At 68.7% G+C, this 25,924-nt stretch carries 26 protein-coding genes; 9 read left to right on the top strand and 17 right to left on the bottom strand.

Translation table 11 applies throughout. From position 1 onward, the window contains the following. Positions 1-70: 70 nt before the first annotated feature. The 4 genes from ACFXI3_RS22515 (at position 71) to ACFXI3_RS22500 (ending at position 4,584) form a co-directional block, all read left to right on the top strand. Positions 71-658: a TetR/AcrR family transcriptional regulator gene (locus tag ACFXI3_RS22515; RefSeq protein ID WP_344281193.1), complete on the top strand. Its 588-nt coding sequence runs from the start codon at positions 71-73 to the stop codon at positions 656-658. Between the two features lie 55 nt (positions 659-713). Further along, a complete protein-coding gene (locus tag ACFXI3_RS22510; protein WP_344281190.1) occupies positions 714-1,655 on the top strand; it encodes a carbohydrate kinase in 942 nt (313 codons plus the stop codon). 190 nt (positions 1,656-1,845) lie between these two features. Then, the gene (locus ACFXI3_RS22505; RefSeq protein ID WP_344281187.1) at positions 1,846-3,162 is read left to right on the top strand and encodes a citrate synthase; all 1,317 of its coding nucleotides are present in this window, start codon (positions 1,846-1,848) and stop codon (positions 3,160-3,162) included. A 63-nt stretch (positions 3,163-3,225) separates the two neighbouring features. Beyond that, positions 3,226-4,584 (top strand): cryptochrome/photolyase family protein, encoded by a 1,359-nt coding sequence (locus ACFXI3_RS22500; RefSeq protein ID WP_378401857.1) that lies wholly within the window; start codon positions 3,226-3,228, stop codon positions 4,582-4,584. A 71-nt stretch (positions 4,585-4,655) separates the two neighbouring features. Here the strand turns inward: ACFXI3_RS22500 and ACFXI3_RS22495 are convergent, their stop codons facing one another. From ACFXI3_RS22495 to ACFXI3_RS22475, 5 genes are all read right to left on the bottom strand, one after another. Next, the gene (locus ACFXI3_RS22495) at positions 4,656-5,834 is read right to left on the bottom strand and encodes an ABC transporter permease (RefSeq protein ID WP_378401855.1); all 1,179 of its coding nucleotides are present in this window, start codon (positions 5,832-5,834) and stop codon (positions 4,656-4,658) included. After that, positions 5,831-6,730, bottom strand: coding sequence for an ABC transporter ATP-binding protein (locus ACFXI3_RS22490; RefSeq protein WP_378401936.1), 900 nt, complete (start codon positions 6,728-6,730; stop codon positions 5,831-5,833). The genes ACFXI3_RS22495 and ACFXI3_RS22490 overlap by 4 nt, the downstream gene beginning before the upstream one ends. Positions 6,731-6,732: 2 nt before the next feature. Beyond that, the gene (locus tag ACFXI3_RS22485; protein WP_344281179.1) at positions 6,733-6,975 is read right to left on the bottom strand and encodes a helix-turn-helix transcriptional regulator; all 243 of its coding nucleotides are present in this window, start codon (positions 6,973-6,975) and stop codon (positions 6,733-6,735) included. Between the two features lie 65 nt (positions 6,976-7,040). Further along, entirely contained in the window at positions 7,041-8,576 is a 1,536-nt protein-coding gene (locus ACFXI3_RS22480; protein WP_378401853.1) for a glycerol-3-phosphate dehydrogenase/oxidase, read from the bottom strand. Then, entirely contained in the window at positions 8,573-9,217 is a 645-nt protein-coding gene (locus tag ACFXI3_RS22475) for a TetR/AcrR family transcriptional regulator (RefSeq protein ID WP_344281173.1), read from the bottom strand. Before ACFXI3_RS22475 ends, ACFXI3_RS22480 begins: the two co-directional genes overlap by 4 nt. Before the next feature lie 16 nt (positions 9,218-9,233). Between ACFXI3_RS22475 and ACFXI3_RS22470 the strand changes: the two genes are divergently transcribed. Both ACFXI3_RS22470 and ACFXI3_RS22465 read left to right on the top strand, forming a co-directional pair. Continuing rightward, on the top strand, positions 9,234-10,844 hold the full coding sequence (locus ACFXI3_RS22470; protein ID WP_378401851.1) for an FAD-binding oxidoreductase: 1,611 nt from the start codon (positions 9,234-9,236) through the stop codon (positions 10,842-10,844). A gap of 28 nt (positions 10,845-10,872) precedes the next feature. Beyond that, positions 10,873-11,586: a methyltransferase domain-containing protein gene (locus ACFXI3_RS22465; RefSeq protein ID WP_378401849.1), complete on the top strand. Its 714-nt coding sequence runs from the start codon at positions 10,873-10,875 to the stop codon at positions 11,584-11,586. Here the strand turns inward: ACFXI3_RS22465 and ACFXI3_RS22460 are convergent. The 7 genes from ACFXI3_RS22460 to ACFXI3_RS22430 all read right to left on the bottom strand — a co-directional run bounded on the left by ACFXI3_RS22460 (position 11,579) and on the right by ACFXI3_RS22430 (position 17,942). Beyond that, positions 11,579-12,136 (bottom strand): gamma-glutamylcyclotransferase, encoded by a 558-nt coding sequence (locus ACFXI3_RS22460; protein WP_378401847.1) that lies wholly within the window; start codon positions 12,134-12,136, stop codon positions 11,579-11,581. The genes ACFXI3_RS22465 and ACFXI3_RS22460 overlap by 8 nt on opposite strands. A gap of 65 nt (positions 12,137-12,201) precedes the next feature. Continuing rightward, positions 12,202-13,299 carry an S-(hydroxymethyl)mycothiol dehydrogenase gene (locus ACFXI3_RS22455; RefSeq protein ID WP_344281163.1) on the bottom strand — a complete coding sequence of 366 codons (1,098 nt, stop codon included), beginning with the start codon at positions 13,297-13,299 and terminating at the stop codon, positions 12,202-12,204. Between the two features lie 77 nt (positions 13,300-13,376). Next, positions 13,377-13,883: a DinB family protein gene (locus tag ACFXI3_RS22450; RefSeq protein WP_378401845.1), complete on the bottom strand. Its 507-nt coding sequence runs from the start codon at positions 13,881-13,883 to the stop codon at positions 13,377-13,379. Between the two features lie 43 nt (positions 13,884-13,926). Then, positions 13,927-15,183 (bottom strand): peptidase C39 family protein, encoded by a 1,257-nt coding sequence (locus ACFXI3_RS22445; protein ID WP_378401843.1) that lies wholly within the window; start codon positions 15,181-15,183, stop codon positions 13,927-13,929. A 74-nt stretch (positions 15,184-15,257) separates the two neighbouring features. Further along, positions 15,258-15,659: a PaaI family thioesterase gene (locus ACFXI3_RS22440; protein WP_344281155.1), complete on the bottom strand. Its 402-nt coding sequence runs from the start codon at positions 15,657-15,659 to the stop codon at positions 15,258-15,260. A 52-nt stretch (positions 15,660-15,711) separates the two neighbouring features. Then, positions 15,712-17,427: a TIGR03767 family metallophosphoesterase gene (locus tag ACFXI3_RS22435; protein WP_378401841.1), complete on the bottom strand. Its 1,716-nt coding sequence runs from the start codon at positions 17,425-17,427 to the stop codon at positions 15,712-15,714. Positions 17,428-17,648: 221 nt separating this feature from the next. After that, positions 17,649-17,942 (bottom strand): DUF1330 domain-containing protein, encoded by a 294-nt coding sequence (locus ACFXI3_RS22430; RefSeq protein ID WP_344281149.1) that lies wholly within the window; start codon positions 17,940-17,942, stop codon positions 17,649-17,651. Between the two features lie 51 nt (positions 17,943-17,993). On the opposite strand from ACFXI3_RS22430, the gene ACFXI3_RS22425 reads away from it, so the two are divergent. Further along, the gene (locus tag ACFXI3_RS22425) at positions 17,994-18,455 is read left to right on the top strand and encodes a MarR family winged helix-turn-helix transcriptional regulator (RefSeq protein ID WP_378401839.1); all 462 of its coding nucleotides are present in this window, start codon (positions 17,994-17,996) and stop codon (positions 18,453-18,455) included. On the opposite strand, the gene ACFXI3_RS22420 is transcribed toward ACFXI3_RS22425, so the two are convergent. From ACFXI3_RS22420 to ACFXI3_RS22400, 5 genes are all read right to left on the bottom strand, one after another. After that, positions 18,446-18,916 carry a DUF4190 domain-containing protein gene (locus ACFXI3_RS22420; RefSeq protein WP_344281143.1) on the bottom strand — a complete coding sequence of 157 codons (471 nt, stop codon included), beginning with the start codon at positions 18,914-18,916 and terminating at the stop codon, positions 18,446-18,448. The genes ACFXI3_RS22425 and ACFXI3_RS22420 overlap by 10 nt on opposite strands. A gap of 91 nt (positions 18,917-19,007) precedes the next feature. Next, entirely contained in the window at positions 19,008-19,826 is an 819-nt protein-coding gene (locus tag ACFXI3_RS22415) for a carbohydrate ABC transporter permease (RefSeq protein WP_378401837.1), read from the bottom strand. Next, positions 19,823-20,734, bottom strand: a complete 912-nt coding sequence (locus tag ACFXI3_RS22410; RefSeq protein WP_378401835.1) for a carbohydrate ABC transporter permease — start codon at positions 20,732-20,734, stop codon at positions 19,823-19,825. Before ACFXI3_RS22410 ends, ACFXI3_RS22415 begins: the two co-directional genes overlap by 4 nt. After that, positions 20,731-22,035: an ABC transporter substrate-binding protein gene (locus tag ACFXI3_RS22405; RefSeq protein ID WP_378401833.1), complete on the bottom strand. Its 1,305-nt coding sequence runs from the start codon at positions 22,033-22,035 to the stop codon at positions 20,731-20,733. The genes ACFXI3_RS22410 and ACFXI3_RS22405 overlap by 4 nt, the downstream gene beginning before the upstream one ends. Before the next feature lie 99 nt (positions 22,036-22,134). Beyond that, positions 22,135-23,763, bottom strand: a complete 1,629-nt coding sequence (locus ACFXI3_RS22400) for a long-chain fatty acid--CoA ligase (protein ID WP_370933871.1) — start codon at positions 23,761-23,763, stop codon at positions 22,135-22,137. 462 nt (positions 23,764-24,225) lie between these two features. On the opposite strand from ACFXI3_RS22400, the gene mihF reads away from it, so the two are divergent. Together mihF and ACFXI3_RS22390 are read left to right on the top strand one after the other, a co-directional pair. Continuing rightward, positions 24,226-24,537, top strand: a complete 312-nt coding sequence (gene mihF, locus ACFXI3_RS22395; protein ID WP_020664542.1) for an integration host factor, actinobacterial type — start codon at positions 24,226-24,228, stop codon at positions 24,535-24,537. Positions 24,538-24,631: 94 nt separating this feature from the next. Continuing rightward, entirely contained in the window at positions 24,632-25,819 is a 1,188-nt protein-coding gene (locus tag ACFXI3_RS22390) for an isochorismate synthase MenF (protein WP_378401831.1), read from the top strand. Positions 25,820-25,924 lie beyond the last annotated feature (105 nt).

The raw sequence follows: 25,924 nt of genomic DNA, 5'->3' as shown, positions 1-25,924 counted from the left end.
TACTAACGGCTGATTGAGAGTACCGTATGCGGAGCGGGGCTGTCCCTGATCGGTAGGAGATAGTGACGTGATGTCCACCCCTGAAGCCCGTCGCCGTCCCACCGCGCGGCAGCAAGCCCTGCTGCGCGAGTTAGAGACGTTGTTCCTGGCGGAGGGCTTCGCCGGCTTCACGCTCGACGACCTGGCCGCCCGGCTCCGCTGCTCGAAGTCGACGCTGTACGCGCTCGCGCCGAGCAAGGAGCAGCTCGCGGTCAAGGTCGTCGCGCACTTCTTCCGCGACGCCGCCGAACGCCTGGAGAAGCGGATCGCGGGCATCGACGACGCGCGCGAGCTGATCGGCGAGTACCTCTCCGGCGTCTCCGAGCACCTGAACCGGGCGTCGCCGGAGTTCATGGCCGATATCGCCGCGTTCGCGCCCGCCCGCGACACCTATCAGCTCAACAGCCGCGCCGCCGCCCGCCGGATCCGCGCGTTCATCGACAAGGGCGTCGCCGACGGAGTGTTCCGCGACGTGCACGCGCGGCTCGTGGCCGAAATGACCGGACTGATCATCGAGGGCATTCAGACCGGCGTGCTCGGCCGCCGCACCGATGTGTCCGACGCGGAAGCGTTCACCGCGCTCGGCGAACTGCTGCTGGGCGGACTCGACAAGAACTGATTTGTCCGCATCGGGACAGGAATTGTCAGCGCCGGTTCCTCTACACTCGCCGCTTGTGATCGTGGTGGGTGGAGAGGCGCTGGTCGACCTCGTTCCTGGCGAACCGTTGGATTCCACTGTGGACGGTGGGCTGCGCGCGCTGCTGCCGAGGCTCGGCGGCGGCCCGTACAACGTCGCGCTCGCCGCGGCCCGGCTCGGCGTGCCCGCGTCGTTCCTGTCGCGGGTTTCCACTGACCGGTTCGGCGTCGCGTTGGTGGATCGCCTTTCCGCTTCGCACGTCGACACTTCGTTGCTGCAGCGCGGCAACGAGCCGACGACGCTCGCCGTCGTCGCGCTCGACGAACGCGGCGCCGCGCGATACACGTTCTACGTCGAGGGAACCGCCGATCGGCTGGTCTCCGATCCTGGTGCGCTGCCGGAAGAAACGACCGCGCTGTCGCTCGGAACGCTCGGCATGGTGCTGGAACCCGGAGCGAGCGCGTACGAACAAATTCTGCGCCGCGAATCCGCGCGTGGCACGCTGACCGTGCTCGACCCGAACATCCGGGAGGCGCTCATCGCCGATCCGGCGGCTTATCGCGCGCGCTTCGCGTCCTGGCTGCCCGACGTGCGGCTGCTGAAAATCTCCGACGACGACGCCGCGTGGCTCGCCGAAGGAGCCGACCCGGTGGCCGCGGCGAAAACGTGGGTGGAGTCCGGTGTGGACGCCGTCGTGCTCACCCGAGGCGCGGACGGCTTGTCTGTGATCACTTCGGCTGGTGAGCTGGCCCACGTCGCGTCTCGCGAAGTCACCGTGGCGGACACCATCGGCGCCGGCGACACCGTGCAAGGCGCGTTGCTGGCCTGGTTGCACGAGCGCACCGTGCGCGACCTGGCCGCACTCGACGCCGGCGCGTGGACCGAAGCGCTTGCTTATGCGGCGAAAGCGGCCTCGATCACGGTTTCCCGCAGCGGCGCGGAGCCGCCGACCGCGGCGGAGATGGCGGCCACCGTGTGAACCTGGTCCCAATGGGGCCTTTTGGGGCAACGCAGCGAGTGCGGACTGACCCACCCTTCGACTAGCGTAGTGGTGAATTCATACCCAGCGGGTCGGTGTGCAGCGAGGCGCGTGTTTCCTCGCGTGAACACGTGGCTACTGCGGAACCCGCAGACGCCGCCGTCCCGTGCCCAACGTGAGAGGGACCTGCATGTCCGACGCGACGAATGCGGGGCAGTCCGGCGGCGAAACCGCGACGCTGCGCCTGCCGAACGGCGAGCACGAGTTCAAGGTCGTCAAGCCGGTCGAGGGCGCTCCGGGAATCGAACTGGGAAAGCTGCTGGCGCAGACGGGGTACATCACCTACGACCCCGGGTTCGTCAACACCGGCGCCGCGTCGTCGGCCATCACCTACATCGACGGTGATGCGGGCATCCTGCGCTACCGCGGCTACCCGATCGAGCAGCTGGCGGGGAAGTCCACCTTCATCGAGGTGTCCTACCTGCTCATCTACGGCGAGCTGCCGACCGAGGCCCAGCTGGCCGACTTCACCGAGAAGATCCAGCGGCACACCCTGCTGCACGAGGACCTCAAGGCGTTCTTCTCCGGCTTCCCGCGCGACGCGCACCCGATGCCGGTGCTGTCCAGCGCCGTTTCCGCGCTGTCGACCTTCTACCAGGACTCGCTTAACCCGTTCGACGAGCCCAACGTCGAGCTGTCCACCATCCGCCTGCTGGCGAAGGTGCCGACGCTCGCGGCGTACGCGTACAAGAAGTCCGTCGGCCAGCCGCTGCTGTACCCGGACAACTCGCTGGGCCTGGTCGAGAACTTCCTGCGGATGACGTTCGGCTTCCCGGCCGAGCCGTACGAGGTCGACCCGGACGTCGCGAAGGCGCTCGACCTGCTGTTCATCCTGCACGCCGACCACGAGCAGAACTGCTCGACCTCCACGGTGCGGCTCGTCGGCTCGTCCGAGGCGAACCTGTTCGCCAGCATCTCGGCGGGCATCAACGCGCTGTTCGGCCCGCTGCACGGCGGCGCGAACGCGGCGGTGCTGGAGATGCTCGAGGGCATCCGCGACGACGGCGGCGATGTCGCGACGTTCGTCAACCGCGTGAAGAACAAGGAAAAAGGTGTCAAGCTCATGGGCTTCGGGCACCGGGTCTACAAGAACTACGACCCGCGCGCGAAGATCATCAAGAACACCGCGGACGAGATTCTCGGCAAGCTCAAGGGCGGCGACCAGCTGCTGGAGATCGCCAAGAAGCTCGAGGAAACCGCGCTTTCCGACGACTACTTCGTCGAGCGCAAGCTGTACCCGAACGTGGACTTCTACACCGGTTTGATCTACCGCGCGCTTGGGTTCCCGACGAAGTACTTCACCGTGCTGTTCGCGCTCGGCCGGCTCCCCGGCTGGATCGCGCACTGGCGCGAGATGATCAACGACCCGCAGACGAAGATCGGCCGCCCGCGCCAGATCTACACCGGCCACGAGTCGCGGGACTACATCCCGATGTCGGAGCGCTGAGTCTCTGCTTGGTGAAACGCCCCGCCGTGCTTTCGCACGGCGGGGCGTTTATCGTTGTGCGGCATGACGATGGAAGCGCCGGTCGTGCTGTGGTTCCGCCGGGATCTGCGGTTGCGAGACCATGCCGCGCTCTTTGAAGCGGCCAAGCACAGCAAACGCATTCTGGCGCTGTACGTGCTGGACGACCGGCTGCTCAAGCCCGCCGGTTCGCCGCGAGTCGCGTTTCTCCTGAATTCCTTGCGGGAGCTGGACAAAGCGTTGTCCGGCCGGTTGATGATCCGGTACGGCGATCCGGCGCGCGAGGTGGCCGCCGCCGCACGGGAGATTCGTGCGGCAGCGGTGCATGTCTCTGCGGATACCGCACCATATGGGCGCGAGCGCGACGAAGCTGTGGCTGCTGCGTTGGCAGAGCATCGAATTCAGTGGGTCGAGACGGGTTCTTCGTACGCCGTCACGCCAGGGCGGGTTACGAAGCCGGACGGCACCCCGTATCGGGTCTTCACCCCGTTCCACCGCGCTTGGGCGCAGCACGGCTGGCCTCGCCCGGCGGATACCGATGTGTCTATTGTGGACTGGATTAAGCCTTCTTCTTCGTCGGCTTTGCCGGAAACTCCCGAGGTGGACTGCGAACTGCCGCCAGCGGGGGAGGAGGCCGCTTTGTCGGTGTGGCATGACTTCCTCTCCGACGGCCTCGCCGATTATGCTTCCGAACGCGATCGACCGGATCATGCTGGCACCACAAGGCTTTCTCCCTATCTGCGCTGGGGTGCGATCCATCCGCGGACGATGCTGGCCGATCTGGCCGCCAAGCGGTCCGAGGGAGCGCAGGCGTTGCGCTCCGAGCTGTGCTGGCGCGAGTTTCATGCCGACGTCCTGTGGAACCGGCCGGAGACCGCGCGGCAGAACTATGACCGGCGCTTTGACGGAATGCGTTACGACACCGGGAAAACCGCGCAGGAGATGTTCGCGCAGTGGCGCGAGGGCCGGACCGGCTACCCGATCGTCGACGCCGGGATGCGGCAGCTGCTCGCCGAGGGCTGGATGCACAACCGGGTCCGGATGATCGTGGCGAGTTTCCTGGTGAAGGACCTGCATCTGCCGTGGTGGTGGGGCGCGCGGCACTTCATGCGGCATCTGGTGGACGGGGACCTGGCGTCGAATCAGCTGAACTGGCAATGGGTCGCCGGTTCCGGGACGGACGCCGCGCCGTATTTCCGGATCTTCAACCCGACCACGCAGGGGCAGAAATTCGACCCGCAGGGCGATTACGTGCGCCGGTATGTGCCGGAATTGCGTGGGGTGGAAGGGAAAGCGGTGCATGTGCTGAAGGAGCGTCCGGAGGGGTATCCGGAGCCGATCGTCGACCACGCGGAGGAACGGCAGGTCGCGTTGCAGCGGTATGGGGCGATTACGAAGTCTTAGGGTGGGCTGATCGAGGTCAACCAGAGCTACCTCGCCGACCGCCACGCGGATCCCGTACCGGGCCGAGTGCCTTAACGGCGCAACGCGTCCACCAGCCGCACCCGGCTGCCGACTCGCAGCACGCCGTTCCGGTACACCCGTGCCCCCGCCCAAGTGACCACCGCGATCAGCGCGACGGTCAGCAGCAGAGACAGCACAATTTCCCACGGCTCGACCGTCCCGAGCGCGATCCGCGCGGGCATCAGGATCGGCGACAGCAACGGGATCAGCGAAACAACCCGCGTCGCCGTCCCCTGCGGTGCTTGCGTCAGCAGATTGATCCCCGCCACAAACCCGATCACCAGCGCGATATTCACCGGCCCGACCACCGCTTGCGTGTCCTCCTGCCGCGACACCAGCGCGCCGGCCGCGCCGTACAGCATGGCGTAGAGCAGGAAACCCAGCAGATACCAGACGAGACCCCAGCTCAGTGTCCCCAACGCGACGCTGGAGATCGAGAACACGCCGGATACACCACCGGCGAGCAAACCCGCCGCGGTGAGGATCGCGAGCTGCGCCAATCCGACCAGGCCGAGCCCGATGACCTTGCCCAGCAGCAAATGCGCCGGCCGGACGGTCGCGAGCAGGATCTCCACCACGCGGCTGGACTTCTCCTCGACCACGCCCTGCGCGACGAACATCCCGTAGGTCATGATGCTGAGATACAACAGAATCGCGACCACGATCCCGGTCGCCAGCTTCGTCCCGGCTTGCGGATCCGCCGGTTCGAGAGCCTGCACGTCTGCGTGGGTGGCGGATACTGCCTGGTGCACGGCGGCGGGGTCGAGGTTCGCCGAGTACAGCTGAGCGTCTAAGACCTGTTGCTGGGCGATGTTGTCCAGTACGGTGCGCAGGTGTGTGTCTAAAGTGGACTTAACGATGACTCGCTGCCGGGAAGCGCTGCCGGATACGAGCGCGTCGACCTCGCCGTCGCGGACCTGGGTCAATCCGTCCGATTCGGACTGTACCAGGACGATCTTGAGATGCCGGTCGTTGTTCTCCAGCTGCGTGGCGATGCCCTGCGCTTGCCCGGCCAGGGCGACGCGAGTCGTCTCCCGATCCCCGGCGAGGAACGCCTGCAGGGCGACGTAACCCAGCAGCAGCACCAGCATCACTGCGGTACTGACCACAAAGGACCGGGTGCGCAGCCGGGCGTTGATCTCCCGTTTGGCTACCAGCCGCACGGCGCGGGTGGAGCGGATCCGGCTCATCGAGGTGCTCCCGGCGTGGCGACCGAATCGCGGAACAGGTCGGCGAGCGTCCGGCGGCGATGGCTGAATTCCGTCACCGGTCCGGTGGCGAGCGCGGCGGCGAGCACGGCCTGGTCGTCGGCGCTCGGTGACAGTTCCAGCACCGTCGTGGGGCCGCGGTCTTCGAGGACGCGCGCGCCGGGAACCGTTGCCGCCCAACCGGGATTCGCGCTCGGTGCGGTGACGACCAATCGGCGTCCGGCGTCGCGAGTCAGCTCGTCCACGGTGCCGACCGCGACCATCCGTCCGTCGCGGATGATGCCGACCCGGTCGCACAGCCGCTCCACGAGGTCGAGCTGGTGGCTGGAAAACACCACCGGCACGCCCGTCGCCGCCTTCTCGCGCAGTACGCCGCTCAGCACGTCTACCGCGAGTGGGTCGAGGCCGGAGAACGGTTCGTCGAGCACCAGCAATGCCGGATCGTGCACGAGCGCGGCGGCGAGTTGCACGCGTTGCTGGTTGCCGAGGCTGAGCTTCTGGATGTCGTCCTTGCGCCTCGGTCCGAGTCCGAGCCGCGCGATCCACAATTCGGCGGCGCGGTGTGCGTCGTTGGTGCTGAGACCGTGCAGTTCGGCGAGGTAGACGAGCTGGTCGATGACCTTCATTTTCGGGTACAGCCCGCGTTCCTCCGGCATGTACCCGATCTGCGCGCGGGTGTCGTGCGTGATCGGCTGCCCGGCGAAGCGCACCTCGCCGGAGTCCGCGGACAGCACGCCGAGCGCGATCCGCATCGTGGTCGTCTTGCCTGCCCCGTTGCTGCCGACGAACCCGAACAGTTCGCCCGGCGCAGCGGTGAAACTCACGCCGTCGAGCGCGGTTTTCGTGCCGAACCGTTTGCTGACCCGGTCGATCTCCAGCGTCACGCGTCCCCCTCCAGCGGCGCACGGCTGAACACGGCCTCCACCGGCAGGCCGAACACCGCGCAAATACGCAACGCCAGATCGAGGCTCGGGTAATGATCCCCGCGCTCCAGCGCCCCGATGGTCTGCGGATTGACCTCGACCGCCTCGGCGAGCTCCGCGCGGCTCATCCCGCGCTCCGCGCGCAGCACCGGCAGCCGGTTGTGGATCGGCAGCTCCTTGCCACGCCGCACCGGGCTCATGGACCGAACTGTTGCAAAAACCCAACGAAGCGTCAAGCTGCCTTGCCGGGATTTACCCGGGGTTTTCAGGACAGTCCGGCCAGCGTTTTCTCCACCAGTTCGGCTACCCGATCCCGGGCGGCTTCTGCGTCGGCGGGCACCAAGGCCAGCCGGGTGCGGCGTTCGAGGACGTCCTCGACAGTCGTCGCGCCCTCGTGCCGGACGGCCCACACCGCCTCGGCGGCGGTGATTTCCGTCGACGCGCACAGCGGGGTCGCGAATTCCGGTTCCAGTTCGCCGAGCGCCGCCACGCGCGGTGCTTCGGTGCCGTATTTGGCCACCAACCGGGCTGGAGCGTCCACAAGAGACAGTCGGGGTCGTGGTGCGGCGCCGAGCAGTGGCAGTTTTGCGGTTCGCGAAGGGCCGGCGGGCAATCCAGCGTGCGTCAAGGCGACATCGACGGCGTCCTCGGCCATGCGTCGATACGTCGTCAGCTTCCCGCCGACCACAGTGAGCACGCCGTCGGAACCGGTGATCACTGCGTGCTTTCGGGACAGATCGGCGCTCCGTCCAGCGGAACCGGAGACGAGCGGACGCAACCCGGCGTACGAACCGATCACGTCCGCGGCGGTCAACGGGCGATCCAGGACGGAAGAAGCTGTCGATAGCAGGAAGTCCACATCGGACTCGGGCACGGATGGGACATCAGGTACGTCGCCGGATACCGGCTCGTCGGTGAGTCCTAAGTAGACTCGACCGTCGAGCTGCGGCAGCAGGAACACGAACCGATTGGTCTCGCCGGGAACCGGAATGTTGACCGACGTGGCTCCGACTCGCACTGAGTCCGGCGCGAGCACCAGATGGGACCCGCGCGACGGGCGGAGCTGGACAGAGTCGGTCAGGGTGTCCGCCCACACGCCGGTCGCGTTGATGACCTGGCGCGCGCGAAGGGTGTACGCGGAGGTCCCGTCGCTGACCTGGGCTTCGTTGCCGGACAAGGAAACCGCGGACAAGCGCGTGAGGATCCGGGCCCCGAGCAAGGCTGCGGTGCGGGCGATGCTGACCACCAGGCGCGCATCGTCCACCAAAGCTCCGTCGTACGCCAAGAGGGCGCCGCGCAGCCCAGCGGGAGCCAGACCGGGGGACAGGGCCAGCGCCTCGGCGGCGGGAATCCGGCGCGGCCCAGGAAGCACCGACGACGGCGTCCGCGCAGCCCGGCGCAACCCGTCGCCAGCCCGGAGCCCGGCCGCGATCAAAGCCTGTTGCGCGGCGGAAGTCCCGGGATAGAGCGGAAAAAGCTGCGGCATCGCGCGCGTGAGGTGCGGCGCGGTGCGGGTCAGGAGAATCCCGCGCTCCACGGCGCTCTCGTGCGCGAGCCCGAGTTCGCCCTTGGCGAGGTACCGCAACCCGCCGTGCACCAGCTTGCTCGACCAGCGCGACGTGCCGAACGCGAGATCGTGCGCCTCCACCAACGCGACGGAAAGACCCCGTGCGGCCGCGTCGAGTGCGATGCCGGCGCCGGTGACGCCGCCGCCGACCACGAGCACGTCGACCTGTTCGCCGTCGACCAAGCGGGACAGTTCGCGTTCGCGGCGGCGCGCGTTGAGGGATCCGGTGCTCATGGTTTCAACCCCGCTTCGACCAGGTGCCGGAATTCGGCGAGCAGCGCGTCCTCGTCCACGTCGGCGGTGGCCGGGCGCAGCGAGAACGCGAACGACTGCACGACCAGCAGCACGGATCGCGCCTGCGCGGCCACCTCGGCGGTGCGCACCGATCCGTCTCGGTGTCCCTCTTCGAGGAGGCTTCGGAGCACATGCTCGGCGAAGTGCTGCGTCGCACCGAGCCGCTCCACGATGTACGGCAGCACCAGCTCGGCATCGACATCCAGCAGCGTCCGGAACAGCGGATCGGCCGACAGCGCGCCGACGCTGGCCGCAGCCAGGTGCACGATGCGGTCGCGCGCGTGCGCCGCGTGGTCGCCGGACTCGCTCACCCGCTGCAGCAGGCCGCTGAACTCGCGCGTCATCAGCGCGGCGAGGACACTGCGCACATCGGGGAACCGCCGGTACACCGTCATGCGGCTGACCTGCGCGGTTCGGGCGATCTCGGCGAGCGTCGTGCGCCGGACGCCGACCGCGAGCACGCACTGGCGCGCGGCGTCGAGGAGCTCGTCGTCGGCGACGCGAGCCGAGGTCGGGCGGCTGCGAGCGTCCGCGAGTGCGGAGGGGGCCGCTCCCGGGCGGGAGTGACGTTTGACGTCCATGTGTCACACTGTAGTCGTGAGCGATCTCATCAACCACCGCATCCGGCGTTCGTGGACCGAGGAGGGCTCGGCCGCGGCCGGTCTGCCCGACCGCGCGGTCCGGTGGCTCGGCCAGCGTATCGGCCAGGTCGGCCCTGATCGAGGCGGAAAAACCGGTGCGGTCAGCCCGGTCTCCGAGTCCGCGCTGACTGTGCCCGTCCGTACCGAATTCGAGGAACTTCTCGGCGCGGACCACGTGCTCCTCGATCCGCGGGAGCGGCTCGGCCGTGCCGGTGGTCTGTCCTATCTGGATCTCCTGCACACCCGGGCCGGCGACGAGGTGCCGGTGCCGGACGCGGTGCTGCTGCCCGCGGACCCGGACGAGGTGCAGGCCGTGCTGGACCTCTGCGTGCGGCACGACATCGGCGTCGTCCCGTTCGGCGGCGGTACGTCGGTGGTCGGCGGGGTCGCGGCGCTGCGCGGCGACAAGACCGCGGTGGTCGTGCTGGACCTGGTGCGGCTCGACGAGCTGGTGTCGGTGGACCCGATGTCGCGGATCGCGGTGCTGCAGGCCGGCGTGCGCGGTCCGGAGGCGGAACGGCTGCTCGCGGCGCACGGGTACACGCTCGGTCACGTGCCGCAGTCGTTCGAGCGCGCCACCATCGGCGGGTTCGCGGCCACGCGTTCGGCCGGGCAGGCGTCGTCCGGTTACGGCCGGTTCGAGGACATGGTCGCCGGGGTCCGGCTGGCCACACCCAAGGGCGAGTGGCGGCTCGGTGTCGCACCGGCGTCCGCGGCGGGTCCGGATCTGCGGCAGCTCGCGGTCGGCAGCGAGGGCACGCTCGGCGTGATCACCGAGGTCGCGCTGCGGGTCCGGCCGTTGCCGGAGCAGCGGCATTACGAGGGCTGGATCGTCGACGGCTGGGAGGCCGGAGCCGCGGCGGTCCGGAAGCTCGCGCAGGACCACGCGCTGGCGGACGTCACCCGACTGTCCGATGTGGACGAGACGAATGTGTCGTTCTCGCTCAACGCCGGGCTGAAGACCACCGCGTTGAAGACCTATCTCAAAGCGCGCGGGATCAAGAACCCATGCCTGCTGATCGTCGGCTGGGAAGGCGACGTTGCTCGGCGCCGTCGGCGAACATCGGCGATGCTGAAGTGTTCCGGTGCCTTGCGGATCGGCAAGGTGCTCGGCGAATCATGGCGGCACGGCCGGTTCAACGGACCGCGGCAGCGCGACGCGTTGCTGGATCTCGGCGTCTGCGTGGAAACCCTGGAGACCGCGGCTTATTGGTCCAATTTGGACGAACTGCACGATGCGGTGCGCGCGGCTTTGGTGGCCTCGCTGGGCCGCGCGATCGTGATGTGCCACGTTTCGCACGCCTACGAAACCGGTGCGTCGCTGTACTTCACGGTGTTGACCTCGCGGGATGACACTGATCCGGTTGGACAGTGGCAGCGGGCGAAAGCGGCGGCGTGCGAGGCGATCACCGGCATCGGGACGATCAGCCACCACCACGCGGTCGGCGTCGACCACGCGCCGTACCTGGAGGCGGAGATCGGCCGGATCGGGCTGGACGTGCTGCGCGCGGCCAAGTCCGCAGTGGACCCGACCGGGATCCTGAACCCCGGAAAACTGCTCGGCTGAACGCGCCCGCGCGGGCAGACTGGCGCGGGTGAGCGATGCAGTGGGTTCCTTTCCGCAATACGAAGTGTTCGCCGACGAATTCCTCGACCACGCGCAAAACGGGTTCTACAACGCGCACTACGACCGCCCGGCCTGCCTGGAATTACTGGGCGACGTCGCCGGGCAGCATGTCCTCGACGCCGCGTGCGGTCCCGGCCTCTACGCCGAAGAACTGACCGCGCGCGGCGCACGGGTGACCGGGTTCGACCTCAGCCCGCGCATGGTCGAACTGAGCCGCGAGCGGGTGCCGGCGGGCGAGTTCCACGTGCAGGACCTGGCCGAACCGCTGACCTGGCTGCCGGACGCGTCGGTGGATCAGGTGCTGTTCGCCCTCGCGCTGGAGTACGTGGACGACCGGGTCGGCGCGCTGCGCGAGTTCCGCCGGGTGCTGCGGCCGGGCGGTGCGCTGGTGCTGTCGCGGCAGCATCCGACCGGTGATTGGCTCCGGCACGGCGGCAACTACTTCGACGTCCGGGTGATCGAGGAGGTCTGGAGCCGCGGCTGGAAGGTGCGGTACTGGCTGGCCCCGCTGGAACGCACGTGCGAGGAACTGCGCGAGGCCGGGTTCCTGATCGAGCAGCTGCGCGAGGGACGCCCTGCTGCCGAAGCAGCGTTGGTCGATCCCGAACGCCACGCCCGGCTGGCGCAGGAGCCGCTGGGCTTCCTGACCGTGCGCGCGATTCCGGACCCGCGGGTCAGCTGAAGGTCTGCTCCGGCGGCAGGACGGTGCAGGCGAGGCCGTGCCCTGCCGCTGGTTCGCCGATGAGCGACGCCGCGTCCGCCTGGGCCACGTCCGCGACGCGGACCGGGAAACCGTTGACCAGCAACGGAAACCGGACCGGCGCGGCCCCGACATAAGCGTGTACGCCAGAAAGCAGCACGCCGTCCAGCCGGATGTCGGCGTTGTCCAGCGTCGCCAGGTCGTACCGGTTCCCGCGACCCTCGCAGACATCCAGTACGGCCAGCTGTTCCGGCGTCGCGAACCAGACGAAGTGGTCCTCCGCCACGCCCCGCAGCGCGGTGAGCGTTGCCGGGCGCTGGCCGTCGCGTTCGCGCAGCCCGGCGGCCCACACCGCGGCGAGCCCGGTGCACTGGACGCGAGCCGCGACGACCGGCCCGGTCAGGCCGAGCTGGGTGCGCAGCCAGGTGATCTTCGACGGGCACGCGTTCGACCCGTACGCGAGCACCGGCGTGCGCGAACGCCACCCCGGCGGCGCGGTGTCCAGTGCGTGGCCAGCGCCGTCGAGGTGCACGTACGAGCAGTCCGGCCGCGTGCCCGGGTACGGGTCGGCCGGATAATCCGCGTCGGCGAAAAGGATCAGAACTCCACCACGCTGCGCAGCACGTCGCCGTGGTGCATTCGCTCGAAAGCCTGCTCCACGCCGTCGACGCCGATCCGCTCCGTGACGAACTTGTCCAGCGGCAACCGGCCCTGCAGGTACAGGTCGACGAGCATCGGGAAGTCCCGCGACGGCAGGCAATCGCCGTACCACGACGATTTCAGCGAGCCGCCGCGCGAGAAGAAGTCGATCAGCGGCAGGTCGTTCAGCTTCATGTCCGGCGTGGGCACCCCGACCAGCACGACGGTGCCGGCGAGGTCGCGTCCGTAGAAGGCTTGGCGCCAGGTCTCCGGACGGCCGACCGCGTCGATCACGACGTCCGGGCCGAACGAGTTGGTCGCGTCCTGCATCGCGGCGACCACGTCCTCCTCGCTCAGGCCGCGGCTGTTGACCGTGTGCGTGGCCCCGAAGTCCTTGGCCCACTGCAGTTTCCGGTCGTCGGTGTCGATCGCGACGATGGTGGTCGCTCCGGCCAGCCGCGCGCCTGCGATGGCCGCGTCGCCGACGCCGCCGCAGCCGATCACCGCGACCGAATCGCCGCGCCCGACCGCGCCGGTGTTGATCGCCGCGCCCAGTCCGGCCATCACGCCGCAGCCCAGCAACCCGGCGACGGCGGGTTCAGCGCGCTCGTCGACCTTGGTGCACTGTCCACTGTGGACCAGCGTTTTCTCGAGGAAGGCTCCGACGCCCAGCGCGGGCGACAGCTTCGTGCCGTCGGTGAGCGTCATCGGCTGCTCGGCGTTGAAAGTCGAGAAGCAGTACCAGGGCTTGCCGCGCTTGCATGCCCGGCAGGTGCCGCAGACCGCGCGCCAGTTGAGGATCACGTAGTCGCCGGGCGCGAGATCGGTGACGCCCGCGCCGACCTTGTCCACCCGTCCCGCGGCCTCGTGCCCGAGGAGAAACGGGAACTCGTCGTTGATCCCGCCCTCGCGATAGTGCAGGTCGGTATGGCACACCCCGCACGCCTGCACCGACACGACGGCCTCGCCCGGTCCCGGGTCCGGAACCACCACCGTCTCGAGCGTGACCGGCTCACCCTTGGCCCGTGACACGACTCCCTGGACCTCGTACGGCATATGCACAACCCTTCGACGGCGTTTCAGGGGCAGCTAATCACGGATCATGCGCATGTCGCCATAGCCCGGATCGGTCGCTACTCGCCGGTCGCTCCGTCCGCCAGCTCGCGCACCACATCCAGCTGCCCCACATGCCGCGCGTACTCCTGCAGCACATGAAACAGAATCCAGCTCAACGCGGGCGGCTGCGCCGGAGGCGTGAAGCGGCCGGTGCCGCGGGCGATGTCCTCAAGCCGCGCGCCGGACACGATCGCACGAGAGGACTCGCACTCTTCCAGGAAGAGCGCCCGAACCGACTCCGCCGATTCGTCCGCGCCGACCGTCCACTTTCTGGTCTCGGGGTCCTCGTCGCCCGAGACCGGATCCACGTCCTCGCCAAGGAATCCCCAGCGCAGCCACCGCCGTTCCACGAACGCGAGGTGCTTGAGCAGCTCGAGCGGGGTCCAGCCCGACGGGAGCCTGCTGGTGCGCAGCTCGTCGTCGGACAGGCCGTCGAGCTTGCGCAGCAGCGTCGCCCGGTAGTAGTCGAGGTAGGCGAGCAGCAGCTCGCGCGGGTCGGTCAAAGTGTCCGAGGGTTCGCTCACGGACGGGAATGTAGCCCCGAAACGGCAAGGGGGACCAGCGCGTTTACGGCGTGATCAGGTAAACGACCCCGCCCGGCCCGCCGGCCACCGCGCCGCTCTCGGTGTGCCGCTTCGTGCGCTGCCAGATCTTCTCGAACTGGTCGCGCTTGTACACCGTGCGCACGCGGCCGTCGGAGCTGGACGCCGGATCGTTCGCGATCACATCGCCCGCCTGGGTGAAACCGACGACGACCATCAGGTGCCCGGCCGTGCCATAGCCCGCGCCGTCGAGTTCGCTGGACAGGAACGACTGCGAGGTGATCACCGGGATGCCGCGCGCGATGTAGCCCTCGAGTTCGTTGAGGTCGTGCAGCCGCGTGATGTGCCCGCGCAACCCGAGCGAAGCGGCGTACGCGGTGTTGAACGGCCAGTTGCCGGTGCCGTCGTAGGCGTAGTCGAAGGTGTTGCGCGCGGCGTAGACGACCGACCGGTCCTGGTAGTCCGCCGGGATCCAGTCCATCTGCTGCGCGGACGGCTTGCGGCCCCAGTACTCGGCGACCATCTCGGTCGAGGTCGGGCTGCACCAGGCCTCGCCGCCACCGCCGTACTGCGGGAACTGTCCTTTGTGGATGTTCTGGGCGAACGGCGGCACCTTCAGCTCGATCCCGCGCGCCCGGCCGGGTTTCGTGGTCTGGACGTCGAACCGGTCCGGCACGTTCGAGGTCATCGCGCCGAGCGAGGACAGCGTCGGCGTGGTCGGCGAACCCTGCTCGCGGTAGAGCGTCACGCGCAGCTGGTACGAGCGCAGCGTGACGCCCGCCTTCGTGGCGAGCGTGTCGACGTCGACCGAGGCGTTGGCGTCGCTCTGCCCGTCGACGCTGGTGCGGTGGATGTCGGCGTCCCCGCTGGCCCAGCGGCCCATGGTGTACCAAGTGGTTTCGGCTCCAGCCGAAGTCCGGCCGCGCGCCTGCACCTCCAGCCACGTCTTCGCCGGGGTGCGCGCGTTCCACGACGCGATCAGCTGTGTCGCGTCGAAGCCCTGCCGGTACTTCGGCGACGTCCAGGTGCCGTAGTCGTAGGTGCGCGTGGTGCCGAGCCCCGGTTCGGTGTGCGCGACGCTGCCCGCCGGATGCGTGATCCGCAGGCCGCCGTAGCCGAAGCCGAGGCCGTCGAGCCGGCCCGCGAAGAACGAGCCGGACGACCATTCGTGGTAGTCGATGGCCTCGTCGTTCCGCGCGTGCCGCGGTTCAGCAGCGGCCTGTGTCGCACCAGCCGTGAGCATGACGATGGACAGTAACGTGCACAATCCGCGAACCCGCATTCCGGCTCCGTCCCCAGACCCCAGTGGTAGCCAAAGATTTTCGCCTTCCGGAGCGGGTAAGTAAAGAGCCGTCGCTACAACACTGCTTGCGTCTGGGTGATTTTCGCGGCGAGCTTGCCGTCGTCGGTGCGGATTTCGGTCTCGACGACCACGACTCGGCGCCCGGCGTGCAGTGGTCTGGACGACGCGGTGGCGTACCCCGAACGGACGCCGCGCAGGAAGTTCGTCTTCGACTCCAGCGTCGTCGTGCCCTGCGCGCCCTCGGGAAGATTGAGGAACGCGCAGACGGCTCCGGTCGAATCGGCCAGCGCCATCAGCGCGCCGCCGTGCAGCACGCCGCCGAGCGTGCACAGCGATTCGTCCCACGCGATCCGGCTGCGGACCAGGTCCGGGCCGTGCTCCAGCACCTCGATGCCGAGCCGTTCGCTGAACGGCATCGTCTTGTGGAACAGCTGCGTGCCTTCGACGTCGGTCATGCCGAGCAGTCAACCGCAGCCGGATGCATGGCGTCGATTACCTCGCGGGTAATCAGCTAAGCGGGTTAGTGAGCAGCAGCTCGGTGTTGCGGTCGCCCGCCTCGCCGACGTGGCTGAGGTTCGCGTGGATGTCGTTGTAGGAGAACTCGCGGTACATCGAGGCGAGCGCGTCGGGCGTGCGGGCGGAGTAGTCCACGGCGTACGGGGCGTCGGCCTCGATGAGCGTGGTGAACACCGAAAGCGTGCCGTCGTGGTTGTCGGCCAGCTCGATCACGCGGGCGTGCTGCGGGAAGTCGATGTGGCTGGCGGTGTTGATCTCCCAGAAGCTCTGCGCCGGGGTTTTGCCGACGTGCGGGGTGATCTTGTTGAGGTGCGTGTGCCCGTTGACCCAGGCCACGACGTTCGGGAAGCGCTGCAGCATGGCGACGAACGTGTCGCCGTTGAGCCGTGGGTCCAGCAGATGGCGCGCGTCAGGCAGGAGATTGCCCATGGTGCCGCTGGTGTGGTGGCTGAAGAGGACGAACAGCTCGTCGGTAACGGAGTGCGTGACCTTGCGGCCGAAGAAGTCGTAGTACGTCGAGCTGTTCCGCTTGAGCGTCGACTCGACCCAGTTGAACTGCGCGAGCCCGATCGACCCGTCGGCGAACCCGCCCTGAGTAGTGGTGTCGAGGCTGATGCCAGTGACGCCGGGCGCGATCCGGAACGTGTAGTAGACGTTGCGCCCGTCGGAGTTGGCGTCGGTGAAGCCATGCCCGACCGGCCCCGGTCCGGTGTTCTTCGCGGCCAGATGCGCCTTGACGAACTCCGAAGTGCTGAACGGCCGCCGCCGCGGATCCGGCGTGACCTCGCGAACGGTGCCGCCGCCGAACAGCTCGCCGAGCGGCACGCTCTGGCCCTGCTGGATGGCGGTGCCGAGCTTGCGCGCGCTGCTCTCGTCCTTGCCGATGACCTTGTATTTGCCGGTGTACCAGGCCTCGATGCCCGGAATGCCCTCCGGCAGCGTGCCGACGACGCTGTCGTCGTGATTGCCGAACGTGCAGTACCACGGCAGGTTCAACCCCGGCGCGGTGAACGGCGCGATCCCCGCCTCGAGCAGCCCGGGGATCTGCGGAAAGCCCTTCTTGGTGTAGTCGTCGGCGAGCCGCGTGCCCGGGTTCCAGAACTCCGGGTTGCCCGACGCCTGAACACCCTCGTAGCGGTTCGGGTCGCCGGAATTGGGCGTGATCGCGCCGCCGTTGAGCGTCGTGAGGAACCAGTCGAGCTCGAGCAGCTCGTGGTTGTCGGTGTTGTCGCCGGTGGTCATGACGAAGTCGAACTGCCGCCCGGTGAACGGCCCCGCGCGCAAGCTGTTGACCCGCTTGACGAGCGCGCTGGTCGCCACCGTGCCCAGGGTTTCCTGCGGCCGATGCGCGGACCCGATGAACGGATGCAGATACTCGAACCGGGCAGGTGATTCGGTGTCGGTGATGTGCAAGTCGGTGAACTGCACGAACGCCCCGAGCGCGGTACGCCGATCGTCACGCCCGGCCTTGGCCTCGACAAGATCCGCCCGAACCGCGACCGGCCAGCCAGGCCCGGCGGACAGCCGCGAGTACCCCGTCGGCGCCCCGGAAGCGGCCTGTTCCAGCGTCGTACCGCCAGTCCGGACGGCCCGCTGACTGGTCCGCCGCAACGCCCGGTCCAGTGCGTTGGCCGTCGGAGTGCAAAGCAGCAACCCCACCCCGGCCACGCCCGCGGTGGTGAACGCCCGCCTGGTCAGTTCCGCCATGTTCCCGCTCCCCGCCTCTCGCCCGTGCTGCAGCACGCTCCCGGATGTCCATGACCGGCCGGTGAACGAGACCGAAGCAGAATGCGAAGGTCTCTCACATTTGCCGTGACAACGCGGGTGACTTTGTCACACGGGCGAGAGGGGGGCTACCGCCGAACGGAGGGGGTGGTCGCGGTGCCGGACGTCCCCGGGGTTCGCGAAAACCGCGACCGGCGGGTCGGTCAGTCGATGCCTTCGACGATGCGGAAGTCGCGCTCGACGCCGTCGGCGAGGACTGCCAGCGCCTCCTGGTAAGCCTCGCTCTCGTAGGCCGCGACGGCCTGTTCGAAGCTGTCGAACTCGATCAGAACGGCGCGTTCCGCGATTCCGGACTCGCGGGTGGCGACCCGGCCGTCACGGGACAGGAGCCGCCCGCCTCCGGCTTGAACGGCCGGACCGGCCAGCTTGTTGTAGGCGGCCAGCTTCTCGGGGTCGGAAATGACGCGGTAGATGCTGGCCCAGTAACCCTTGGCCATGGAAACCTCCGGATGCATAGAACATTTATATAAATACTCTATGCTTCACGGATGAGCCGTCAAGACGACGACACTCAGGGCGCTTCCGCGGCGATCGGGTCGGTCCTCTACGGGCTGGCCACCAGGGCCGCGAGACGCCTTCCGCGCGGGATCAGCATGACCTCCGCCGCCACCCTGGCCACCCTGCACCGGTCCGGCCCGCGACGCATCACCGAGCTGGCCGCGATCGAGGGCGTCACCCAGCCCGCGATGACCGCCTTGGTCCGGGCGATGGAGGAATCCGGTCTGGTCGAGCGGAAAGGCGACCCGGCCGACAAGCGGGTCACGCTGGTGCGGCTGACCGAGGCCGGCGCGTCGTACGTGCGGGAGCGGCACCAGGCGGGCATCGACGCGTTCGCGCGGCTGATCGGCGAACTCGCCGCCGACGAGGTCGAGGCGCTCGCGGCGGCGCTTCCAGCGTTGGCGCACCTGGCCGAACTCGAATGCCAGGACCGGGAAGGACCTCAGCAGTAGAACGCGCAGGTAGCCCCCACCGCGGACAACGACACGAAGAACCAGATCAAGAAAATCACCGCCGGGATCGCGGCCAGGATCCCGCACACCAGCCCGGCGATGCCCATGCCCTGCCCGGTCCACCCGGGCTTCCCCGCCTGCACCATGCCCGCCCAGGAGAGGCCGATCGCCGTGATAGCCGCGACCACGTCGAAGAACGGCACCCAGAAGAAGATCAACGCCACGATCCCGACGACCATCCCGGCCACCGCGAGCCCGCTGGTCTTGAGCGGGACAACGCCCGGATACGGAGCGGCATACGGCGACCCGTACATCGGCGCGCCATAAGGCACCGGCGGCTGGCCGTACCCCGGCGCGGGCGTCGGTCCGGACGGATACCCGGGAGCCGGGACGGGCCCGGACGGATGACCCTGAGCCGGGTCCTGGCCGGGGTAGGGCTGCTGCTGATAAGGGTCCGTCATGGGTGCACTCCTGCTACGACTGTGGCGACGGTGAGTCGTCGGCGGCTAACGGCGAAACGTTACGCGCGGTCGCCGGTCGATGTGACGGTTTTCAGCCTTTCAACCCGGATTCGGTGACCCCGCGTACCAGATACCGCTGGAGAAACGCGAAGAGCAGCACGATCGGCACGATCGACAGCACCGCGGCCAGGAACAGCAGGTTCAGCTGCGGGTTCTGCGCGGTCAGCAGCCCGGAGAGCGCGACCTGCACCGTCCACGAGTCCGGCGACTGCGCGATGATCAGCGGCCACAGGAAGGCGTTCCAGCTGCCGATCACGGTGATCACCGCGATCGCGGCGAAGAAGCCGCGCGAGTTCGGCACCACGATCTTGCGGAAGACGCCCCAGCGGGACAGGCCGTCGACGCGGCCGGCGTCTTCCAGTTCCTTCGGGAAGTCGAGGAAGTACTGCCGGAACAGAAAAACGCTGAACGCGCTGAACAGGCCCGGGATCACCAGCCCGCGGTAATCCGAGAGCCAGCCGAGCGTCGACACCACTACGAAACTCGGCACGAACGTCACCGACGTCGGGATCATCAGCGTCGCCAGCACCGCGTAGAACACCGGCTTCGAGTAGCGGTACGGCACCCGCGCCAGCCCGTAGCCGGCGAGCGAGCACACCGCCAGCAGGCCGACGGTTTGCAGGACCGCGACGACGACCGAGTTCAGGATGCTGCGCGCGAACGGCACGTCCTGCTGGTCGAACAGCTTGGTGAAATTCTCCCAGTGGATCTGCTTCGGCCACAGCGTCCAGCCCGGCGCGGTGAGCTCCGCGCGCGACGCGAGACCGTTGCGCAGCAACAGATAGAACGGCAGCAGGAACAGGATCGCGGACACGCCGAGCGCCGTCCAGCGAAGCACCGCGCGGATCATGACGCGCTCCGATCGAACCGGAAAAGCTTGCCCTGCAGAAGGGTGACCACAGCGATGAGCAGCGCCAGGATGATCGCGCCCGCGCTGCCGCGGCCCAGATCCTGGCCGCCGGAGCCGAGGGAGGTGTAGTAGAGGTACACCAGCGGCGGCCGCGCGAACGGCGGATAGCCCCGGGAATCGCCCATGATGTTGTAGAACTCGTCGAACGCCTGATAGGCGTTGATCAGGTTCAGCAGCAGCACGGCCACCGACGTCGCGCGCAGCTGCGGCAGCGTGATGTGCCGGAACACCTGCCAGCCCGGCTTCGCGCCATCGAGCCAGGCCGCCTCGTACAGATGCTGCGGAATCCGTTGCAGCGCGGCGAGGAACAGGATCATGTAGAAGCCGAGCTGCAGCCACAGCCGCGCGGTCACCAGCACGATCCAGTACAGCGGCGGGTGCACGGTGCCGGTCCACGCCACCGGGTCGATGCCGAAGACGCCGAGCACGGTGTTCGCGAGGCCGTAGCGGACGCCGGAGAACAGCGACGTCTTCCAGATCAGCGACGCCACCACGTACGAACACGCGAACGGCAGGAAGAACACCGAACGGAAGAACGCCTTCGCGAACCGCAGCTGGTTCACGCCGACCGCCAGCGCCAGCGACAGCACGAACGTCAGCGGCACGATGAACACCGCGAACACGCTGAACGTGCCGAGGCTCGAGACGAACGGGCCGTCGGAGAGCATGTGCGCGTAGTTGTCCAGGCCGACGAAGACGCTCGGGGTGACCGTGTTGCGCGCGTCGAAGAACGACAGGTACAGGCTCCACCCGATCGGCACGTAGGCGAAGATCGCCAGTCCGAGCAGGAACGGGCCGACAAACCCCCAGAACGCCAGCGTATCCCGGGCTTTCCGGGACAGCTTCATCCGAAAAGGCGTTTCAGCTCGGACTGCGCGACGGTGACCGCGGCCTTCGTCTGCGCCACCGGGTCCGCGCCCTCCTTGGCGATCTTCGCGACCGCGTCCGACAGCGCGGTGTTCGAGGTCTGTGTCCACACTGGACCGCCGATGAGGTGGCTGTTCTCCTTGACGAACTTCACCACGTCCGCGGCCGGACCGGTTTGCAGCGTCTGCGCTTTGTCGATCAGGCTCTGCCGGGCGGGCACGTGGAAGCCGTAGCGGGTGGCGAATTCGAGCTGGCTGTCGGTCTGGTCGATCCACAGCCACTTCACGAACGCCTTGGCCTCGTTGACGTGCGCGCTCTTCGCGTTGACCATCGCGCCGTACGCGCCGACCGGAACCGAGGGCTTGCCGCTGTCGTCCAGCTTCGGGAACGGCAGGACGCCGAAGTCGTCGTTGAGCGCGTCGCGGACCTTCGGGACGTTCCACAGCCCGGTCCACTGCATCGCGCAGAGCCCGTCGACGAACGCGCCCGGATCCGACCAGTCGGCGGGAGCGCCGAGCAGCAGGGAACCGTTGGTGTTCAGCGTGTGCAGCTTGCTGAACGCGGCGGCCGAGCGTGGATCGTCGAAGCCGACCTCGCGGTTGTTGTTCTTCAGATAGTCCAGCCCGGCCGACCACAGCAGCGGCCCGGTGAGCGTGCCGACGCCGCCGTCATTGCCCGCGAACAGGCCCTTCACGCCGTCCTTCGACAGCTTGCTCGCGGCGTCGATCAGCTCGTCCACCGTCTGCGGCGGCTGCACGCCGGCGGCCTGCAGCATGCTCTTGCGGTAGAAGAGGACCTGCGTGTCGGTGGCCTGCGGAATGCCGTAGACCTTGCCCTCCACGGTCTGCGCGGCGAGCACGGCGGGGCTGAAGTCGTTCTTGACCGGCCCGATGATGTCGTCCAGCGACACCACCTGGTTCTGCCGGACCCAGTCGATCTTCACCTGCGCCTCGAAGACGTCCGGCACCGGGCTGTTCTGCAGCGCGGTGACGATCTTCGAGTCGTAGTCGCCCGGGTTCCACACGACGTTGACCTTCGCGCCCGAGTAGCTGGCCGCGTAGTTCTTGACGGCTTCCTGCACGCCGTCCTCGCCGTAGGCGTGGTACCACTGCTGCAGCGTGGCCTTCGGGGCCTGCGACGGGGTCGAAGCCCCCGCCGACATCGCCGTGGACGGCGGCGGATCCCCCGGCCGCCCGGTATTCGACCCGCACGCCGCCGCGACCGCTCCCACCGCCGCCGTTCCCGCCAACGACAGGAACGCCCTCCTGCTTCGCTGCTGCATCCCCAGTTCTCCTCCGACGTGCTGGGAAGGACTCCTTGCGTGAAACAGATTCCCGCACGAAGTCCTTCCCAGGCCGACAACTCGCCGGAGATTTACCGCTCAGAGGTGTGAGATGTCGAGCTTTCCCTCGGAGTAGGACGCGCGCAGCCGCTTCTTGTCGAACTTGCCGACGCTGGTCTTGGGCACCTCCTCCACGAACGTCCAGTTCTCCGGCAGTTGCCACTTCGCGACCTTGTCCGACAGGTACTCGCGCAGTTCTTCGGCGGTGGCCTGCTGGCCTTCCTTCACCACGACGGCGACCAGCGGCCGTTCGTCCCACTTCTCGTCCGGGATGCCGACGACCGCCGCCTCGGCTACCGCCGGATGGCCCATCACCGCGTTCTCCAGGTCCACCGACGAGATCCACTCGCCGCCGGACTTGATCACGTCCTTCGCGCGGTCGGTCAGGGTCAGGAAGCCGTCCGGGCTGATCTTGCCGACGTCGCCTGTGCGCAGCCAGCCGTCGTGGAACTTCTCCGGGTCGATATCGGACCCGCCGTGGTAGGCGCCCGCGATCCACGGACCGGAGACCTCCAGCTCGCCGACCGCCTCGTTGTCCCACGGCAGTTCCTCGCCGTCGTCGCCGATCAGCCGGGCCGCCACGGACGCCGGGAACCGGCCCTGGGTGTAGCGGTAGGCCCAGCGCTCCTCGCCGGTGGCGCTGGCGGGCGGACGTGCGACGCTGCCCAGCGGCGACGTCTCGGTCATGCCCCACGCGTGCAGGATCGGCACGTCGTAGCGCTCCTCGAAGGCGTGCATCAGCGACGGCGGCGCGGCCGACCCGCCGACGACCACCTCGCGCACGTGGCTGATGTCCTGCGGGTTCGCGTCCAGGTGCGCGAGCAGGCCCTGCCAGATCGTCGGCACCGCCGCGGCGAAGGTCGGCTTCTCCGCGGCCAGCAGCGCCGCGATCGGAGCCGGCTGCAGGAACCGGTCCGGCATCAGCAGCGAGGCGCCGACCATCATCGCCGCGTACGGCAGGCCCCACGACATCGCGTGGAACATCGGCACGATCGCCAGCGCCAGGTCTTCCTGGGCGAGCCGCATGCTGTCGGTCATGCAGACCTGCATCGAGTGCAGCCAGATCGACCGGTGCGAGTAGACGACGCCCTTCGGGTCGCCCGTGGTGCCGGACGTGTAACACATCGCGGCCGCGGCCCGCTCGTCGATCTCCGGCCAGTCGAACTCGTCGGACTGCCCGGCCAGCAGCTCGTCGTAGGAGTGCACGGTGACGCCCTCGGGCGCGGTGAGCGCGGACGCGTCGCCGTTGGCCACGATCACGTGCTTGACCGTCTTCATTCCCGGCAGGTTGCTCGCCAGCAGCGGGACGAGCGTGCCGTCGACGATGACGACGTGGTCCTCGGCGTGGTTCGCGACGAAAACCAGCTGTTCGGGGAACAGCCGGATGTTCAGCGTGTGCAGCACCGCGCCCATGGCGGGCACTGCCAGGTAGGCGGCGAGGTGCTCGGCGTTGTTCCACATGAACGTGCCGACCCGCTGGTCGCCGGTGACGCCGAGACCGCGCAGCGCGTTCGCCAGCCGGGCGGCGTGCTTGCCGAGCTCCGCGTACGTCTCCCGGCGGGCTTCTGAACCGGTCCAGGTGACGACTTCGCTCTTCGCGTGCACCTTCGTGCCGTGGCGCAGCAGCTTCGCGAGCGACAGCTGTCCGTCCTGCATCGTGCTCAACATGGGTGACTCCCGTGGTGCTGGTTCGCCGGTGAACTGGGGGTGCGCCCGACTCTAATGCGCATCCGCCGGATCAGGCACGAACAAGTTCGGTAACGGCTTGTCGGGGCCCTCCCGCCATCGGGTGGCGGCCCCGGCCGTTCATGATCCACTTCTGTCGCGCTTTCTGTTGCGGGACAAGAAAATGCGTTGTGTTAACTGCGTCGAAATACACTCCCGTTCGGGTGAGGTAATGGGGGTGGAAATGAGCCCTTCGAGGCCGTTTTCACAGGTCGCGAGGGGTCCCCTCGCGCAGGTCCGCCGTGCCCGTCGACGGGTGATAAGTGCGTGTCGGTTGCGCGTACTGCGGGCACGTGGCGTTTACTGGGGCCGTGGTAAGTGACGGCTGGCCAGCGCTTGCAGCTGCAAGCATCGGCTGAGACCGTCGGCCGCGAAAGCGGAGACCTGAGAGGAAAGGACATTACGTTGGCTCTGCCCACGTTGACTCCGGAGCAGCGCGCCGAGGCCCTCGCCAAGGCGGCAGAGGCTCGTAAGGCGCGTTCGGAGCTGCTCGCTTCGATCAAGTCCGGCAAGGAGAGCATCGAGTCGGTGCTCAAGCGGGCCAAGGAGAACAAGACCGTCGGCAAGACGAAGGTCACGCAGCTTCTCAAGGCGGTGCCCGGCCTGGGCGCGGTCAAGGTCGCCGCGCTGCTCGAGCAGGCGGGGATCGACCCCGACCGCCGGGCCGCTGGCCTGGGCGAACGGCAGCGCGAAGCGCTGATCGACGCGCTCAAGTAACGCTGATCCGGCGGCCGCGGGGAAGGTGTGCGCGAAGGTGTTGCACCGGCGACACTTTCCCCGCGGCGCTCCCGGATCCTGAGACGCTGGTGGAGTGACGACCAGTACCGCGCCGGCGACCCCGGCCGAGACCACCGTCCGCTACCAGCGCGGCGACTTCTTGTTCGCGACCGCCCGGCGTGCCCTGCTCGCCCGCGGTGCGCTCGGCACTGTCACCGACGCCGACCCTCGCCGCCTCGCCCGCTCGGCAGCCGCTGAGCTGGAGCGTTCCGGCGTGCCGCTCGCCGTCGGGGTGCTGCCGTTCGACACCGGGCCCGGCGCTTCCTCGCCGGGGCACCTCGTGCTGCCCCGGACGGTGCATCGCGCCCAGGCCGATGCCGAGACCCCGGCCGCTCCGCCCGCGGCGGACCTGCCCGCTCCCGCGGCCACCCGGCGGCTTCCGTCCGCCGAAGGCCATCGCGAGAACGTGCGGGCGGCTGTCGCTGCCCTGCGCGACCGTGACCTGCGCAAAGCCGTGCTGGCCCGCGCGCTGGAGCTGGAATTCGACGCGCCGATCCCGGTCGAGGGGATCGTGCGCAACCTCGCGCGCGGCAACCCGCGCCACTTCACCTACGCCGCCGAACTGCCCGGCGGGCGCACTCTCGTCGGCGCCACGCCCGAGCTGCTGCTTTCCCGGGCGGGCGACTCCGTGTTCACGACCCCGCACGCCGGGTCGATGCCGCGTTCGGCCGACCCGGAGACCGACCGGGCCAACGGCGAAGCCCTCCTCGCGTCCGCGAAGGACCGGGAAGAGCACGACCTGGTGATCGACTACGTCGTCGAGTCGCTGCGGCCGTTCTGCCGCAAGCTCGACGTCCCCGCCGGTCCTGAGCTGGTCTCCACGCCCGCGATCTGGCACCTGCGGACGTCCATCACCGGCGAGCTGGCCGACCGCTCGGTGACCGCGCTCGACCTCGCCGCCGCGATGCATCCGACGCCGGCGGTCTGCGGCACCCCGACCGTCGCCGCGCGCGACCTGGTGCAGGACCTGGAGCCGTTCGACCGCGGCTACTACGCGGGCGCGGTCGGCTGGGTCGACGCGGCGGGCGACGGCGAGTGGGCCGTCGCGATCCGGTGCGCCGAGGTGGCCGAGAAGTCGATGCGGCTCTACGCGGGCGGCGGCATCGTGCCCGCCTCGGACCCGGACACCGAGTACCAGGAGACGATCGCGAAGTTCCGCACGCTGCTCGGCGCGATGGGGCTGGACGACAGCGCCTCGTGTGGTGGGTACCGCGGGGGATAAGGGCGGGTGCCACCCCCCCCCACAGGGCCCCCCCGACGGGGGGGTGGGGCGCGGGGTGGGGGGGGGGCCGCCGCCCCCCCCCCCCCGGGCCCGCGGGGCGGCGAG

This window comes from Amycolatopsis sp. NPDC059235 (genome assembly GCF_042754125.1).
In the GTDB taxonomy this organism is placed as follows: Bacteria; Actinomycetota; Actinomycetes; order Mycobacteriales; family Pseudonocardiaceae; genus Amycolatopsis; species Amycolatopsis albidoflava.
This window is presented reverse-complemented; position numbering and strand designations above follow the sequence as displayed.